Origin of the sequence: Pseudomonas citronellolis (assembly GCF_900112375.1) — a bacterium.
Lineage (GTDB): Bacteria > Pseudomonadota > Gammaproteobacteria > Pseudomonadales > Pseudomonadaceae > Pseudomonas > Pseudomonas citronellolis.
On record NZ_FOLS01000061.1, the window covers coordinates 1 to 16,494 of the forward strand.

Sequence of the window (16,494 nt, forward strand, 5' to 3'; positions counted from 1 at the left end):
AAGGCGATCACCACCGTTTCATCCGCTTGCCGCTTGGGAATCGGCGGCAGCGGTACGAATGCAGGCAGTGCTGGGACTTGGTCACGGTAAATCGGTAACCATTTGCGGATTACGTTGGCGTTGATGCCATGACTGATGGCCACGCTGGAGACGGTCGCGCCGGGTTGCAGGCACTCCCGCACGACTTGGGCCTTGAACGGTTTGGGGTAAGAGCTTCGTTGGCGCATGGAAATCCCGGCGATAAGGGCTATCGCGTCCGCTTAAAAATACGCGGACACCATCGCCCTTAATGCTGGAGTTCGGAAGGTGTGTTCACCGGGCGCTTACTTACCGGTGGCTTGGGTGTCGGGTTCAAGAGCCCCCTCTCCCGCAAGCGGGAGAGGGGGCTGTCCGGCGCGGGCGGGAGGTTCGGCGTCAACCTGTAGGAGCGACTGTCTTGCCGACTGCGCCGAGGAGCTCTTCGTAGGAGCGAGCTTGCTCGCGAATGAGCCTCGTAGTGGAGTCTGTTCGCGAGCAAGCTCGCTCCTACGAAAAGCAAAAGCCGTGGCCGCCGGTGTGGGTAGGAGCGGACTCTGTCCGCGATTCGCGCGCAGGCCGACGCCTCATCCATCCGTGGAGCGGGTAGTGGCTTCCCAGGCCGCTATTTCCTCTTCCAGCGCCCCCAGTTTCTGGCGCACCAGGCCGAGTGCGTCGCTGCCCAGCAGCAGGTGGGCGGGGGGATTCGCCGAGTCGATCGCTTGCAGCATGGCCCTGGCCGCTTTCCTCGGGTCGCCAAGCTGCTTGCCGCTTTTTTCCTGGCGCGCCTGGCGCACGGGGTCGAAGAGTGCGTCGTAGTCGGCGATGCTGCGGGGGCTGCGGACCATGGAGCGGCCGGCCCAGTCGGTGCGGAAGGAGCCGGGCGCGACGGCGGTCACGGCGATGCCGAAGCCTTCGACTTCCTTGCCCACCACTTCTGATATGCCTTCCAGGGCGAACTTGCTGCCGCAGTAGTAGGCAATGCCGGGCAGGGTGATGAAGCCGCCCATCGAGGTGATGTTGAGGATGTGGCCGCGGCGCCGCTGGCGCATGTATGGCAGCACGGCCTTCATCATCGCCACGGCGCCGAACACGTTCACGTCGAACTGCCGGCGCATTTCCGCCAGCGGGGATTCTTCGAGGATGCCTTCGTGACCGTAGCCGGCGCTGTTCACCAGCACATCCAGCGGGCCGACGGTCCTTTCCACTTCGGCGATCAGCGGCTCGATGGCCGCGAAGTCGGTCACGTCCAGCAGGCGCCCCAGCGCCTGGCCGGGGGCCAGGGCTTCCAGCGCGGCCCTGGCCTGCTCGCTGCGGACGGTGCCCACCACGCGGTGTCCGTCCGCCAAGGCCTCCTGGGCAAGGGCCAGCCCGAAGCCGCTGCTGGCGCCGGTGATCAACAAGGTTTTGCGGGGTGACATGGCGGTGGCTCCATTTCAGTGGGGATGAGCGCACAATACTCATCCGCCGGCCTGTTTCAGAGACCGTATCTTCTGACTTTATTGCCTGATCCTATGAGCAGCACCACGCCCGAACATCACCCACCGGAGCGGGAACGCATGGTCGCCCTGCTAGAGGCGTTGGCCCCCCAGGAGGGGTACAACCTCACGTCGCTGGCCAGCGTGCGCATCCTGAGGTCGGACCGGCCCCTGGCGCGGACGCCGGTGCTCTACGACCCCGGCATCGTGATCGTGTGCCAGGGCTGCAAGCGCGGGTATTTCGGCGATCAGGTGTATGTGTACGACGAGCAGCATTACCTGGCCGTCGCCGTGCCCGTGCCCTTCACCATGGAAACGGACGCGACGGCCGAGCGCCCGCTGCTGGCCATCTACCTGCACCTGGATTTTCAGCTCGCCGCCGAGCTGATGCTCCAGATCGACCAGCAGCAGTCGCCCTCGCCGAAGGAGGCGCCGCGCAGCATGATGTCGAGCCCCATGGATGACGCGCTCGCCGCTTCCGTCCTGCGCTTTCTGGCGGCGCTGAACGACCCGCTGGAGGCGACGGTGCTCGGCCCGGCCCTGCTGCGCGAGCTGTATTTCCGCGTGCTGACCGGCGCCCAGGGCACCGCCATGCGCGCGGCGCTGGCCATGCAGGGGCGGTTCGGGCGGATCGCCAGGGCGCTGCGGCGCATCCACACGGATTACGCGCAGCCGCTCGACTTGCCGCGCCTGGCCGAGGAGGCCGGCATGAGCGTTCCTTCGTTCCACAGCCATTTCAAGGCGATCACCCAGACCTCGCCCATGCAGTACGTGAAGTGCACCCGGTTGCACCAGGCGCGGCTGCTGATCGTGCGCCAGGGCATGACGGCGCAGGCCGCCAGCCATGCCGTGGGCTATGCCAGCCCGTCGCAGTTCAACCGGGAGTTCAAGCGGTTGTTCGGGCGTTCGCCGCAGGCGGAGGCGAGGCGGATGCGGGAGAGTTTTGCGATTCCGCCGGTGCATGGGGAGGCGGTGTATGTGTCTTCCCATTAGGCCGTTCGGCGCAATCGCGGACGGAGTCCGCTCCTACGTAGCCCGGCCCACGCCATTCCCCTGTAGGAGCGCGCCCTGCGCGCGAATCGCGGGCAGGGCCCGCACATTGCTTCTGCGTTCCCTCTCCCGAAAGCGGGAGAGGGGCTGTTCGGTAGGGGCGGTAGGTTCGGCGTCAACCTGTAGGAACAACTGTCTTGCCGGTTGCGCCGAGGTGCTTTTCGTAGGATGGGTTGAGCTTGCGAAACCCATGCGGTTGCGCTGATGGGTATCGCTTCGCTCAACACCATCCTACGAAAAGCCATGCTCGCTCATGCTGTAGGAACAGGACTCCGTCCGCGATTTGCCTTTCAGGCCCCGCCCGCCTGGTCCACCGCGGCCAGCACCCGAGTGGAGTACACCAGCGCAGCGCCGGTGTTCATCGCCACCGCCACGCCCAGCGCCTCGGCGATTTCCGCCTTGCTGGCGCCTTCCTTCACCGCTTCGGCGGCGTGTACCGAGATGCAGCCGTCGCAGCGGGTGGTTACTGCCACGGCCAGGGAGATCAGCTGGCGCGTCTTGGCGTCCAGGTGGCCGGTTTCCTGGCCGGCGCCGCTGGCGGTGAGGTAGCCGTCGACGGTGCCCGGGGAGAGTTTTCCGAGCTCGCCTACGCCGGCCATCAGCTGATTGCGGTGTGCGTTCCAGTCCATCATGGGTTCATCCTCCGGGTGATGCTGCCTGGGCAGCCAACAGGTGCCGATGACGCTAACCACTGGCGCGGCGCCGGGCACTCCGCCTTTGGCGGCGGTCGGGGCGGACTTTGGGAGGAGGGCGCGGCATCACGCAGTTGTAATCCGCGGCCGCTACCCTGGCGCCCGCATGCTGCCCGCCGAGGTGCGGGCGGCTTCCTGGCATTGCCGGCAGATGGGGCAGCAAGGTGGACACAGGTACTTCGCGCAGGCCGTTTCTCATCCGTTCCGAGGACATGCACGCCGACGAGTTCGGCGCGCTGTTCACGCGGATGTTCGGCGATCTCTATTCCGGCCTTCCGCCCCTGCGGCGCAAGGTCGCCATCGCCGGCGTCTACGGGCGCTACGAGGGCGTCAGCTTCCGGCGCCTGAGCTTTCGCGGCGACTTCCTCACTGCGCTGCCCGACATGGATGACGAGATCACCTTCGTCTTTCCCACCGCCGGGCGCATCGTCTTCAACCAGTCCAGCGAGACCGTGGGCGTGCCCCAGGTCGGCCTGGCCATCGAGAAGGCCGCGGTGCGCTCGGTGGGCTTCGGCGACGGCCATGCGCAGTACGGGCTTTCGGTGCGCCGCGGGCTGTTCGCCAGGCGGCTCGCCACGCTGCTCGGCCGCCCGGTGGTGCGCCCGGCGCGCTTCCAGCCGGTGGTGGACATGAAGGTGGAGGCCTTCCAGGGGATCAAGGCGATCGTCGGCCTGGCCACCGGCGCGGAGTTCGATGCCCTGGCCAGTTCCAGCGCGCTGATGCCCGCCCGTGTGCAGGAGATGCTGGTGGATTCGGTACTGGAGGCCTGGCCGCACAACTACAGCGAGGCGTTGCGCCGGCCGGGGCCGCTGATTGCGCCGCGCCACGTGAAGCTGGCCGTGGAGTACATCCGCGAGCATCCCGACGCCCTGGTCAGCGGCGGTGAGCTGGCCGCGCTGACGAACGTCAGCCTGCGCGCTCTGCAGGAAGGCTTCCGGCGCTTCGTCGGCAGTTCCATCGTCGCCTACCAGCGCCAGGTCCGCCTGGAACGGGCGTACGACGCGCTGCGCCAGGACGCTTCGCCCTCGGTCAGCGAAATCGCCCTGGGCCTGGGCTTCAGCAATGTCGGGCGGTTCTGCCAGTACTTCCAGGGCGCCTTCGGGCTGAGCCCGGCGGACGTGCGCAAGGGCATCCGCCACTAGTGATGCCCGGCCAGCAGGCCGGGCAGGGGCGGGCGGTCAGAACTGGTAGCTGGCCTTGAGGCTGCCGCTGTAGCCGTGGCTGCCGCTGCCGCTCAGGGCGCCGACTTCTGCGCCGAAGCTCAGGTCGCCGAGGCTGGCCATGGCGTTCACCGCGCCGCTGAACTGGTCGCGGTTGTCGAAGGCGGCGCGCTGGGCGACGTCCAGGCCCAGCAGGTGGCCTTCGCTGTCGACCTTGTAGTCGCCCAGCGCGTGGTCGTAGCCCAGGTCCAGGCCCGGCACCAGTTGCCAGCCGCCGCTCAGGGCGATGGGCATGAAGCTCACTTTCAGGTTGGCGACGGCGCTGCGGCGGGTCTGCTCGATACCGTCGACGTCCAGCGCCAGTTCGCTGCCTTTTTCCTGGAAGCCGGACAGGTCCAGGTGGCTGATGCGCACGCCCAGGCTCGGTTCGAGGATCGCGTCGCGCACCGGGATGCGGTAGCCCAGCGCCACGCCGGCGCCGCTGAGGGTGCCGTGGCTGTCGCCCTTGGCGGTGCCCAGGCCGCCGCCGAGCTCGCGCTTGCTGTCGTAGTCGAGCCAGCCGGTGCTGAGGTCGGCGTCGACGAACAGGCCCTGCTCCAGGCTGCCCGGGGCGAAGCGCGCGCCGGCGCGGAGGAAGGTCAGGTCGGTGTCCACCTCGCCGCCCGCGCCGCCGACGCTGCCGCGGCTGTAGCCGAAGCCGGCGTTGGCGCTGAGCTGTTCGCTGAAGCGTTGGGTCAGGCCGACCATCAGGCCCTGGGTGTGCTCGTTGCTGCTGGCGGCCCAGGACGAGCCGTCGTTGCCCTGGTAGCCGGCCAGGGTGGTGCTCCACAGGCGGCGCTGGCCGGGCTTGAGGTCGGTGCCGCTGGCGAAGGGCGCGGCGGCCCTGTCGATCAGCGCGTCCTGGCGCAGCAGGTAGCTGGCGGCATCGGCGTGGGCCTGGCCGCCGACGGTGGACTCGACGCCGCCGAGGCTGCCGGCGTCGATGGCCGATTGCAGGTAGTAGTTGTAGGCGCTGTAGGCACCGGAGAGGCTGCTGTTCTGCAGTTGCTGCAGCAGTCGCGCGCCGGCGGCGGCGTTGCCGGCCAGGCCCGCCATGCCGGGCAGGCTGTTGTAGTAGACCATCTTGCCGCGCAGCACGTAGAGGGTTTCCTGGGACAGGCCCAGGCCTTGCTTGAGGTAGTTGTCCATGCTGCCGTACCGGGCCACCACTTCGTCCAGGCCGGTCTGCAGGTAGCTGGCCTGCACGCCGAGCAGGGGCGCGTAGATTTCCGCCAGGCTCGGCGGCAGCGCCGCCAGGGTCGCGGCGACGCGCTCGGCGGTGTAGTCGTTGGTGGCCAGGTAGTTGGCCATGATGGTGGCGCTGTCCACCCCGGCGATGCTCAGCAGCACGGCGGCGGTCCAGCCGGTGCGGTCCTTGCCGGCGGTGCAGTGGAAGAGGGCGGCGCCGTCGGCCGCGGCCAGTTCGTTGAACAGCTCGGTGAACTGGCTGCGCATGCCGGCGTCGCTGACGAAGGCGCGGTTGGTTTCTTCCATCATGGCAACGGCCTCGGCGGCGCTGCTGAAGGAGATGTTGGTGACGTTCGCCCCGGAGGTGGTGCTGCCGATGATGTCGATGTTCCGGTAGGCGGCGCCGGCGGGCAGGGTGTCGGGCGTGGCGGCGATTTCGCTGGGGGTGCGCAGGTCGAAGACGTTGCTGATCCCCAGGCCATCGAGCGTGGCCAGGTCCGAGGCCGTGGGCGTCAGCGCGTTGGAGCGGTAGAACACCCCCGAGCGCATGGTGCCGTCGTTGGCGGTGGTGTAGGCGGTGGTGGTTCCGGCGATGTCGCGGAAGTTGTCGATGCCGGTCAGCCGCGGGGTGTCGAGGGTGTAGGTCTCGGCGGCGTGGGCGGCGTGGGCGGCGATGGACAGGCTGAGGGCGGACAGGGAGAACAGAACACGATGCAGCACGATGTAGCCTCTTCGAGCGGGTTGGCGGGGCTACTATCGGCATCGTTGCGAACCGGGATATTACAGTTCGCGGCGCCGGGAAAATCACGGCGCGAATTGTCCGTGGGCTGCGTTTTCCGTCCGTCGTGCGCCTACTCCTCGAAGCGGCCGGTACCCTCGCGGTCGCGCTCGTAGTGCCTGGCCAGCGGGAACGCCGGCAGCCAGGACTCGCGGCGGAGGGTCCAGAGTTCGTAGGTCGGCACGAACTGGTCCGGGGCATCCAGGGCGCCCAGGTTCACTTCCACCTCGTCCGCGCTGCGCAGAAACACCGACGAGCCGCAGCGCGGGCAGAAGAACCGCCCGGCGTAGTCGCGGGTTTCGCCCTCGATGGCCACCGCGGCCTCGGGGAATATCGCCGAGGCGTGGAACAGGGCGCCATGGTGCTTGCGGCAGTCGAGGCAGTGGCAGAGGCCGACCCGGTAGGGGCGCCCCGAGGCCACGAAGCGGACGTTGCCGCACAGGCAACCGCCGGTGAACTGGTCCATGCTGCATCTCCTCTGGAGTCGAAGGCTCGGAAGTCCGCCGTGAAAAATAGCAGCCGGACCGTCGCCGGGTTTCGGCTTCCGACGTTCGTGCGCCGGGCAGGGGGCGGCGAAGCGGCTATGCTCGTGGGAGCGGGCTTCCCGTCGGCAGGGCGGGAAGGGCTCTGCGAAAAAGCGCCGCGAACGCTTAGAATCCGCCCCCCACCGTCCAGGCAGCCCCGTTCAGAAGTCATGGCGCTCGATCCTCCCACGATGTTGACCCTCTCGATCGCCCTGGCAGCGGCCGCCGCCCTGTACCTGGCCATCGAGTGGCGCAACGTCCGCGAACCCTCGCTGCTGTTCTGGAGCGCGGGCTTTTCCACCATCGCCGTGGGCTCGACCCTCGCCTTGCTGCGTATGGTCGGCTTCCCGCTCCTGGGCATCTGGTTCGCCAACGGCCTGCTGATCATCGCCCACTGGCTGTTCCTGCTGGGCGTGGCGCGCTTCACCGAGGCGTGTCTGTCCCGCGCCTGGTACCTGATCTTCGTCGCCTGGACGGCCATGCTGCTGTTGCCGGACGGGCAGGCGTGGTCGAAGGTCATGCTGCTGGCCAACTCGCTGCTAGTGGCGCTACCGACGCTACGCGCTAGCGCGCTGCTGCGGCCCCATGGCAAGTCGTTGAGCGTGGGCGCCGGGCAGTTGCGCTACGTGTTGCTGCTGCACGGGCTGTTCTACCTGGCCAAGCCGCTGACGGCGCTGGTGCCGGGCACGCTGATCGACCTCACGGCCTTCCGCGGCGCGATCATCCAGGTTTCGCTGGTGGAAGGGGCGATGGCGATCATGCTGATCGCGCTGTCGATGACCGGCACCGAGCGCTACCGCCGCGAGAAGCGCATGGCCCGGCTGGCCGCCCGCGACCCGCTGACCGCGCTGTACAACCGCCGCGCCCTGGAAGTGCGCGCGCCGCGGTTGCTGGAGGAGGTCTGCAGCGCGCGGCCGGGCGCGTTGCTGCTGATCGACATCGACAACTTCAAGCTGGTCAACGACCTGCACGGCCACATCGCCGGCGACCGGTTGCTGGTCACGCTGAGCGAGATGATCCGCGCGCTGCTGCCCGAGGGCGCAATCGCGGCCCGGTTGGGCGGCGACGAGTTCGTCATCTTGCTCAGCGACGTGACCGACGAGCGTGTGGTGGCGCTGGGCAGCGCGCTGCGCGAGCAGTTCCACCAGGCCGCCGCGCAGGCCTTCGCCACGCCCGAGGCGGTGACCCTGAGCATCGGCGCCAGCCTGTTCGACCGGCCGCCGGCCAGCCTGGCGGCGCTGATCGAGCAGGGCGACGCGGCGCTGTACGAATCCAAGCGCGGCGGCCGCGACAGCATCCGCCTGGTGGACCGCAGCCTGGCCGGCGGCGAGGCGTAGGCTGTGCCGAGACGCTTTTCGTAGGATGGGTTGAGCTTGCGAAACCCATCGGACAATGGTGATGGGTATCGCTTCGCTCAACCCATCCTACGGTTCCGCTGCCGGGCAACTATGCTGCAGAGATGCTCTTCGTAGGAGCGAGGGGGACGCCTAGTTCTTGCTCGCGAACGTGCCCCGCTGCGGAGTCGGTTCGCGAGCAAGCTCGCTCCTACGAAAAGCGGTGCTTACCTATGGTATTCCCCTGTAGGAGCGCGCCCTGCGCGCGAATCGCGGGCAGGGCCCGCTCCTACCACATCACGGAGTTGTCTGTTGGGTTATTCCCCTTCGGGCCAGCGCTTGCGCTGGCCCGAAGGGGAATAACCCAGAAAACAGCGTAGGAGCGGACTCCGTCCGCGATTGGACTCACCGGCCACGCCGGACGCCTACCGGATATCCGGCCCGCCACCGAAGCCGCGTGTTTGGCGGGAAAATCCATCGATGGCCCGTGCCACCCATTTCGACCGCCAGGGCTTCGCGGCATGGCATGTCGCCGTGCCGGCCCTGGCGCAGCGAACGCCAGGAGGTCAACCCCATGAGCGCGATTCACATTCACCCCTCGCTGGACAACGGCATCCGCCCGGAACAGCCCGGCTTCGCCGGCGGCACCCTGCAATGCCTGTGCGCGACCGACAAGGTGGAGGTCGCGGTCGGCGCCCAGACGCTGCACAACCACGCCTGCGGCTGCACCAAGTGCTGGAAGCCCGCGGGGGCGACCTTCTCGGTGGTCGCGGTGGTGCCGCGGGACAAGGTCAGCGTGGTGGCCCACCCCGAGAAGCTGCAGATCGTCGACGACAGCGCCGTCATCCAGCGCCACGCCTGCCGCGAGTGCGGCGCGCACCTGTTCGGGCGCATCGAGAACCCGGGGCACGCCTTCTACGGCCTGGACTTCGTGCATACCGAACTGTCCCCGCAGGAGGGCTGGTCGGCGCCGGGCTTCGCCGCCTTCGTCTCTTCGGTGATCGAGAGCGGCACCCCGCCGGTGCAGATGGACGCCATCCGCCAGCGCCTGCGCGAACTCAACCTGGAACCCTATGACTGCCTGTCGCCGCCGCTGATGGACGCCCTGGCCAGCCACGCCGCCAAGCAGAAGGGCACCTACCGCGAGGCCTGACGCCGGCGCCGGGGCGGCCGGCCACCTGATAGAGGCCCTCGGTCAACGCGGGCCTCCTCAGGCATACTCCTGGCCAACAGAGCCCCGAGTCCGTCCCCATGCCCCACAGCAAGCCCCCTGTCGGCGCCCCCGGCGCCAGCGGTTTCGTCGAAGTGCGCGGCGCGCGCGAGCACAACCTCAAGGACGTGGATGTCGCCATCCCGCGCGATGCGCTGGTGGTGTTCTCCGGCGTGTCGGGTTCCGGCAAGTCCTCGCTGGCGTTCGGCACCCTGTATGCCGAGGCGCAGCGGCGCTACTTCGAGTCGGTGGCGCCCTATGCCCGGCGCCTGATCGACCAGGTGGGCGTGCCGGACGTCGACGCCATCGACGGCCTGCCGCCGGCGGTGGCGTTGCAGCAACAGCGCGGCGCCAGCAACGCGCGCTCCTCGGTGGGCAGCGTGACCACCCTGTCCAGCCTGGTGCGGATGATGTACTCGCGCGCCGGCACCTACCCGCCGGGCCAGCCGCTGCTGTACGCCGAGGACTTCTCGCCGAACACGCCGCAGGGCGCCTGCCCGGCCTGTCATGGCCTGGGCCACGTGTACGAGGTGACCGAGGCGCTGATGGTGCCGGACCCGTCGCTGAGCATCCGCGAGAAGGCCATCGCCGCCTGGCCGCCGGCCTGGCACGGGCAGAACCTGCGCGACATCCTCGTCACCCTGGGCTACGACGTCGACCGGCCCTGGCGCGACCTGCCGAAGAAGGACCGCGACTGGATCCTTTTCACCGAGGAAACCCCCACCGCGCCGGTGTACGCCGGCCTCACCCCCGCCGAAACCCGCATCGCGCTCAAGCGCAAGCAGGAGCCCAGCTACATGGGCACCTTCACCGGCGCGCGGCGCTACGTGCTGCACACCTTCGCCAGCACCCAGAGCGCCCTGATGAGAAGGCGCGTGTCGCGCTTCATGGAGGGCCGGCCGTGCCCGGCGTGCGGCGGCAAGCGGCTCAAGGCCGAGGCGCTGGCGGTGACCTTCGGCGGGGTGGACATAGGCGCGCTGGCGCAGTTGCCCCTGGACCAGGTGGCGGCGCTGCTGGAGCCCATCGCCCAGGGCGACTTCCGCGCCCAGCCCGGCGCTGCGCTTTCGGAAGAGAAGCAACTGGCGGCGCGGCGCCTGGCCGAGGGCGTGGTGGCGCGGCTGCGCACGCTGCAGCAACTGGGCCTGGGCTACCTGAGCCTGGACCGCGCCACGCCGAGCCTGTCCACCGGCGAGCTGCAGCGCCTGCGGCTGGCCACGCAGCTGAGTTCCATGCTGTTCGGCGTGGTCTACGTGCTCGACGAGCCCTCGGCCGGGCTGCACCCCTCCGACAGCCAGGCCCTGTACGACGCCCTGGACAGGCTGCGCGACGCCGGCAACTCGGTGTTCGTGGTGGAACACGACCTGGAGCTGATGCGCCGCGCGCAATGGCTGGTGGACGTCGGGCCCGACGCCGGCGAGCGCGGCGGCCGGGTGCTCTACAGCGGCGTCCCGGCGGGCCTGCGCGCGGTGGCGGAGTCGCGCACCGCCCGCTACCTGTTCGACGAGATTCCCGCGCCGCCCAGCCACGGGCGCGAGGCCGCCGGCTGGCTGGAGCTGCGCGGCATCCACCGGCACAACCTGCGCGGGGTGGACGCGCGCATTCCGCTGGGCGTGCTCACCGCGGTCACCGGCATCTCCGGTTCGGGCAAGTCCAGCCTCATCGCCCAGGCACTGCCCGAGCTGATGCTGGCGCACCTGGGGCACGAGCCCGAGGAGGACAGCGCGCAAGCCACCGAGGAGGGCCCGGCGATCCTCGAAAGCACCGGCGGCCACCTGGCCGGCGACCTGGCGGCGGTGCAGCGGGTGGTGCAGGTGGACCAGAAGCCCATCGGCCGCACGCCGCGTTCCAACCTGGCCACCTACACCGGCCTGTTCGACCACGTGCGCAAGCTGTTCGCCGCCACCCCCGATGCGCGCCGCCGCCGCTACGACGCCGGGCGCTTCTCGTTCAACGTGGCCAAGGGGCGCTGCGACACCTGCGAGGGCGAGGGCTTCGTCAGCGTGGAACTGCTGTTCATGCCCAGCGTGTATGCGCCATGCCCCAGTTGCCACGGCGCCCGCTACAACGAGGCGACGCTGCAGGTGCGCTGGAACGGCCGCAACATCGCCGAGGTGCTGGGCATGACGGTGGAGGAGGCCTGCGACTTCTTCGCCAATGAGGACGCGGTGGCGCGCCCGCTGCGCCTGCTGCGCGAGATCGGCCTGGGCTACCTGCGCCTGGGGCAGCCGGCCACCGAGCTGTCCGGCGGCGAGGCGCAGCGCATCAAGCTGGCCACCGAGCTGCAACGCAGCCAGCGCGGCCGCAGCCTGTATGTGCTGGACGAACCCACCACCGGCCTGCACGTGGCGGACATCGACCGGCTGATGCTGCAATTGCAGCGGCTGGTCGATGCCGGCAACAGCGTGGTGATGATCGAGCACGACATGCGCGTGGTGAGCCAGGCCGACTGGGTGATCGACGTCGGCCCGGGCGCCGGCCAGGCCGGCGGCCGCGTGGTGGCCAGCGGCACCCCGCAACAGCTGGCGCGGGCGAAGGGCAGCAGGACCGCGGCCTATCTCGCCGCGGAACTGGCGCGCTGCGCGGCGAGCACGCGGCGCGCAAGGCGCTGAGGGCGGAACCGCTGGCGCAGAAGGCGCTCCTTCGAGCGCCTTCGCGCCGTCAGGCCCGCTTGGTGGAGGGCAGCAGGATGGTCAGGCAGCCCAGCAGCGGCAGGTAGGAGCACAGCTTGTACACGTACTCGATGCCGTGGATGTCGGCCAGGTGGCCGAGCAGGGCGGCGCCGATGCCGCCGAAGCCGAACATCAGGCCGAAGAACACCCCGGCGATCATGCCGACGTTGCCGGGCACCAACTCCTGGGCGAACACCACGATGGCGGAGAACGCCGAGGCGAGGATGAAGCCGATGATCATGCTCAGCACGCCGGTCCAGAACAGGTCGACGTAGGGCAGGGCCAGGGTGAAGGGGGCCACGCCGAGGATCGAGAACCAGATCACCGTCTTGCGCCCGACGCGGTCGCCCACCGGGCCGCCGAAGAAGGTGCCGGCGGCCACCGCGCCGAGGAACAGGAACAGGTACAGCTGCGAGCTGGCCACCGAGAGCTGGAACTTCTCGATCAGGTAGAAGGTGAAGTAGCTGGTGAAGCTGGCCATGTAGAAGTACTTGGAGAACACCAGCAGCGCCAGCACCACCAGCGCGGTGTTGACCCGGCCCTTGGACAGGCCGTGGGTGGCCTTGCCGCCCTGCTTGAGCTTGAACAGGTTCAGGTGGTTGCGGTACCAGCGGCTCAGCCCGTAGAGCACGCCGATGGCGAACACCGAGAACAGGCCGAACCAGGCCACGTGGCCCTGGCCGTAGGGCACGATGATGGCTGCGGCCAGCAGCGGGCCGAAGGCGCTGCCGGCATTGCCGCCGACCTGGAAGGTGGACTGCGCCAGGCCGTAGCGGCCGCCCGAGGCCAGGCGCGCGATGCGCGAGGTTTCCGGGTGGAAGGTCGAGGAGCCGATGCCCACCAGCGCCGAGGCCAGGAGGATGGCCGGGAAGCTGCCGACGAAGGCCAGCATGAGGATGCCGATCAGCGTGCAGACGCTGCCGGCCGGCGCCAGCCAGGGCTTGGGATGGCGGTCGGTGTGGTAGCCCACCCAGGGCTGCAGCAGCGAGGCGGTCAGCTGGAAGGTCAGGGTGATCAGGCCGACCTGGGTGAAGCTCAGGCCGTAGTTGGCCTTGAGCACCGGGTAGATCGACGGCAGCACCGCCTGGATCAGGTCGTTGATCAGATGGGCCAGGGCGCAGGCGCCGATCACGCGCATGACCAGGGGGCTTGCTTGGCTGGCGACGGACGCGGCAGCCGTGGGGGCGGCAGTAGTGGACATGGGACTCCGGGCAGCAAGGGGCGGCCGGCTCGCTGGCGCGGCCATCGTTTTTGGCGGAGGCCCTATGCTAGGCAGTACGTGTCCGTCCGTCTTGCGAGTTTCGGACGTCGGATATCGAGAAACGGGCAATTCGTTTCGGGCAGGCCGCCGTAGGGGGGCTGCAACGTGCGGGGAGCGCAAAGCAAAACGGGACGCCAGGCGTCCCGTTTCGTCATTGACCGTAGGATGGGTCGAGCGAAGCGATACCCATCACCATGGCGGGTGGATCAGGCCAGCGCGGCGAGGTCGTTGCGCAGCTCGCGGGCCGCCGCGACCATGTTCACCAGCGCCGCTTCGGTCTCCGGCCAGGCGCGGGTCTTCAGGCCGCAGTCCGGGTTCACCCACAGGCGCTCGGCGGGGATGCGCTGGGCCGCCTTGCGCAGCAGCTTGACGATCTCTTCCCGGCTCGGCACCCGCGGCGAGTGGATGTCGTACACGCCCGGGCCGATCTCGTTCGGGTAGTCGAACTTCTCGAAGGCCTCCAGCAGCTCCATGTCCGAACGCGAGGTCTCGATGGTGATCACGTCGGCGTCCATGGCGGCGATGGATTCGATCACGTCGTTGAACTCGCTGTAGCACATGTGGGTGTGGATCTGGGTTTCGTCGCGCACGCCCGAGGCGCATAGGCGGAAGGCCTCGGTGGCCCATTCCAGGTAGTGCGCCCAGGCGCTCCTGCGCAGCGGCAGGCCTTCGCGGAAGGCGGCTTCGTCGATCTGCACGATCCTGATGCCGGCGGCCTCCAGGTCCACCACTTCGTCGCGGATGGCCAGGGCCAGCTGGCGCGCCTGGACTTCGCGGGGCACGTCCTCGCGCGGGAAGGACCACATCAGCATGGTCACCGGGCCGGTCAGCATGCCCTTCATCACCTTGCCGGTGAGGCTCTGGGCGTAGGTGATCCACTCCACGGTCATGGCCTTCGGGCGGCTCAGGTCGCCGTAGATCACCGCCGGCTTCACGCAGCGCGAACCGTAGCTCTGCACCCAGCCGAAGCGGGTGAAGACGTAGCCGTCGAGCTGCTCGGCGAAGTACTCGACCATGTCGTTGCGCTCGGCTTCGCCGTGTACCAGCACGTCCAGGCCCAGGTTTTCCTGGATCTGCACGGCGTGGCGGATTTCGCTGTGCATGGCCTCGGTGTACTCGGCCTCGCTCAGCTTGCCCTGCTTGAACGACTGGCGCGCCAGGCGGATGGCCGAGGTCTGCGGGAAGGAGCCGATGGTGGTGGTGGGGAAGGCCGGCAGGTCCAGGCCGGCGCGCTGCTTGGCGATGCGCTCGGCGAAGGCGGAATGGCGCTGGGCGTCGGCCGGCTGGATGGCGGCCAGGCGGGCCTGCACGGCCGGCTTGTGGATGCGCGGCGAGGCGGCGCGGCTGGCCTGTACGGCGCGGCTCTGCTGCAGGGCGGCAACCACGTCGGCGGCCTGCGGCTCGGTGGCGGCGCGGGCCAGCACGGCCACTTCGGCGCACTTCTGCACGGCGAAGGCCAGCCAGCTCTTCAGCTCGGCGTCCAGCTTGTCTTCACGCTCCAGGTCCACCGGGCTGTGCAGCAGCGAGCAGGAGGGCGCCAGCCACAGTCGCTCGCCGAGGCGTTCCTGGGCGTGGCGCACCACGTCCAGGGCCTTTTCCAGGTCGCAGCGCCAGACGTTGCGGCCGTTGACCAGGCCCAGCGACACGACCTTGTAGGCCGGCAGGCGGTCGAGGATGCTCGGGAACTGTTCCGGCGCGCGCACCAGGTCGATGTGCAGGCCGTCGACCGGCAGGTTCGCGGCCAGGCCGAGGTTGTCTTCCAGGCCGCCGAAGTAGGTGGCCAGCAGCTTTTTCAGCGGCTCGCCCTGCAGCAGGTTGTAGGCGCGCTCGAAGGCGTTCTTCCAGTCCTGGGGCAGGTCGAGGACCAGGATCGGCTCGTCGATCTGCACCCATTCCACGCCCTGTGCGGCCAGGCGGCGGAAGATCTGCCCGTAGAGCGGCAGCAGGCGGTCGAGCAGGTCGAGCTTGTTGAAGCTGTTCGTTTCAGAATCAGCACCTTTGGTCTTGCCCAGCCACAGGTAGGTCAGCGGGCCGATCACCACGGGCTTGACGTTATGGCCGAGGGCCTTGGCTTCGTCGACCTCTTCGAACAGCTGTTCCCAGCTCAGCGCGAACTGCTGGTCGGCAGTGAACTCGGGGACCAGGTAGTGGTAGTTGGTGTCGAACCACTTGGTCATCTCTTGCGCATGGGCGCCGCCGCAGCAGCTGTCAGTGACGCCACGGGCCATGCCGAAGAGGGTCTGCAGGGTCGGCTTGGCGTCGCCATGGCCGCGGAAGCGCTCGGGGATGACGCCGAAGGTCAGCGAGTGGGTCAGCACCTGGTCGTACCAGGCGAAATCGCCCACCGGCAGCAGCTCGATGCCGGCATTCTTCTGCGCCTGCCAGTGGGTGGCGCGCAGCTGCTTGCCGACGGCGCGCAGGCCGGCTTCGTCCAGCTCGCCTTTCCAGAAGGCTTCCAGGGCTTTCTTCAGTTCGCGGTCCCGGCCGATACGTGGGAAGCCGAGGTTGTGGGCCAATGCCATGGGTGAATCTCTCCATTGAAAAACCAGTGGAGGGATTCTCGGTGTCGACGGTTCATGAGACAAACTCAATTTATTTGCGATGAAATCAAGTTTTACTCATGATCGAGCTTCGTCATCTACCTCGGCGCTCGGGCTTTCCCCGGATCGCGGATGAATCCGCTCCTACCGTTCGGCCTCTTGCGCCGAGCCTCCCTGTAGGAGCGGGCCCTGCCCGCGAATCGCGCGCAGGGCGCGCTCCTACATGGGAATGGCGTGAGTGGCAGTGGCGCAGCGTAGGAGCGGATCTCATCCGCGAACCGCGCCGGAATTCCCGGCTATCGCGGACAAGGTCCGCTCCTACGCCCTCCGGCAAACACAAGACCCGTAGGATGGTGTTGAGCGAAGCGATACCCATCACCACGACCGCATGGGTTTCGCCAAGGCTCAACCCATCCGTTGAGGCGCGCCTTGGCGCAGCCGGCAAGACAGTTGCTCCTACCGTTCGGCCTCTTGCGCCGAGTCTCCTTGTAGGAGCGGGCCCTGCCCGCGAATCGCGCGCAGGGCGCGCTCCTACAGGGGAATGGCGTGAGTGGCG

General features: G+C 68.6%; 12 protein-coding genes. 5 read left to right on the forward strand and 7 right to left on the reverse strand.

Translation table 11 applies throughout. From position 1 onward, the window contains the following. The coding region (locus tag BM060_RS31710) for a transposase (RefSeq protein ID WP_143096619.1) at positions 1-227 on the reverse strand (227 nt) is incomplete at its 3' end. A gap of 375 nt (positions 228-602) precedes the next feature. Next, positions 603-1,436 carry an oxidoreductase gene (locus BM060_RS31715; protein WP_074986487.1) on the reverse strand — a complete coding sequence of 278 codons (834 nt, stop codon included), beginning with the start codon at positions 1,434-1,436 and terminating at the stop codon, positions 603-605. Between the two features lie 93 nt (positions 1,437-1,529). On the opposite strand from BM060_RS31715, the gene BM060_RS31720 reads away from it, so the two are divergent. After that, positions 1,530-2,486, forward strand: a complete 957-nt coding sequence (locus BM060_RS31720) for an AraC family transcriptional regulator (RefSeq protein WP_074986489.1) — start codon at positions 1,530-1,532, stop codon at positions 2,484-2,486. 347 nt (positions 2,487-2,833) lie between these two features. Here BM060_RS31720 and BM060_RS31725 read toward each other — a convergent pair whose 3' ends face one another. Further along, positions 2,834-3,175, reverse strand: coding sequence for a carboxymuconolactone decarboxylase family protein (locus BM060_RS31725; RefSeq protein WP_074986491.1), 342 nt, complete (start codon positions 3,173-3,175; stop codon positions 2,834-2,836). A gap of 272 nt (positions 3,176-3,447) precedes the next feature. On the opposite strand from BM060_RS31725, the gene BM060_RS31730 reads away from it, so the two are divergent. Then, complete coding sequence (locus BM060_RS31730; protein ID WP_074986494.1) at positions 3,448-4,377, forward strand: AraC family transcriptional regulator; 930 nt, start codon at positions 3,448-3,450, stop codon at positions 4,375-4,377. Positions 4,378-4,413: 36 nt separating this feature from the next. Here the strand turns inward: BM060_RS31730 and BM060_RS31735 are convergent, their stop codons facing one another. Both BM060_RS31735 and BM060_RS31740 read right to left on the reverse strand, forming a co-directional pair. Continuing rightward, positions 4,414-6,342, reverse strand: coding sequence for a tyrosine-protein phosphatase (locus BM060_RS31735; RefSeq protein WP_074986496.1), 1,929 nt, complete (start codon positions 6,340-6,342; stop codon positions 4,414-4,416). A gap of 131 nt (positions 6,343-6,473) precedes the next feature. Then, a complete protein-coding gene (locus BM060_RS31740) occupies positions 6,474-6,866 on the reverse strand; it encodes a GFA family protein (protein ID WP_074986498.1) in 393 nt (130 codons plus the stop codon). A 228-nt stretch (positions 6,867-7,094) separates the two neighbouring features. Between BM060_RS31740 and BM060_RS31745 the strand changes: the two genes are divergently transcribed. The 3 genes from BM060_RS31745 (at position 7,095) to uvrA (ending at position 12,077) form a co-directional block, all read left to right on the forward strand. Further along, positions 7,095-8,261: a GGDEF domain-containing protein gene (locus tag BM060_RS31745; RefSeq protein ID WP_074986500.1), complete on the forward strand. Its 1,167-nt coding sequence runs from the start codon at positions 7,095-7,097 to the stop codon at positions 8,259-8,261. 571 nt (positions 8,262-8,832) lie between these two features. After that, positions 8,833-9,411 (forward strand): S-(hydroxymethyl)glutathione synthase, encoded by a 579-nt coding sequence (gfa, locus tag BM060_RS31750; RefSeq protein WP_074986502.1) that lies wholly within the window; start codon positions 8,833-8,835, stop codon positions 9,409-9,411. 98 nt (positions 9,412-9,509) lie between these two features. Beyond that, positions 9,510-12,077 (forward strand): excinuclease ABC subunit UvrA, encoded by a 2,568-nt coding sequence (uvrA, locus tag BM060_RS31755; RefSeq protein ID WP_074986504.1) that lies wholly within the window; start codon positions 9,510-9,512, stop codon positions 12,075-12,077. A 49-nt stretch (positions 12,078-12,126) separates the two neighbouring features. Here the strand turns inward: uvrA and BM060_RS31760 are convergent, their stop codons facing one another. Continuing rightward, positions 12,127-13,338, reverse strand: a complete 1,212-nt coding sequence (locus BM060_RS31760; RefSeq protein ID WP_074986506.1) for an MFS transporter — start codon at positions 13,336-13,338, stop codon at positions 12,127-12,129. Positions 13,339-13,604: 266 nt separating this feature from the next. Continuing rightward, positions 13,605-15,920 carry a 5-methyltetrahydropteroyltriglutamate--homocysteine S-methyltransferase gene (gene metE / locus BM060_RS31765; protein ID WP_074986508.1) on the reverse strand — a complete coding sequence of 772 codons (2,316 nt, stop codon included), beginning with the start codon at positions 15,918-15,920 and terminating at the stop codon, positions 13,605-13,607. Positions 15,921-16,494: the final 574 nt, after the last annotated feature.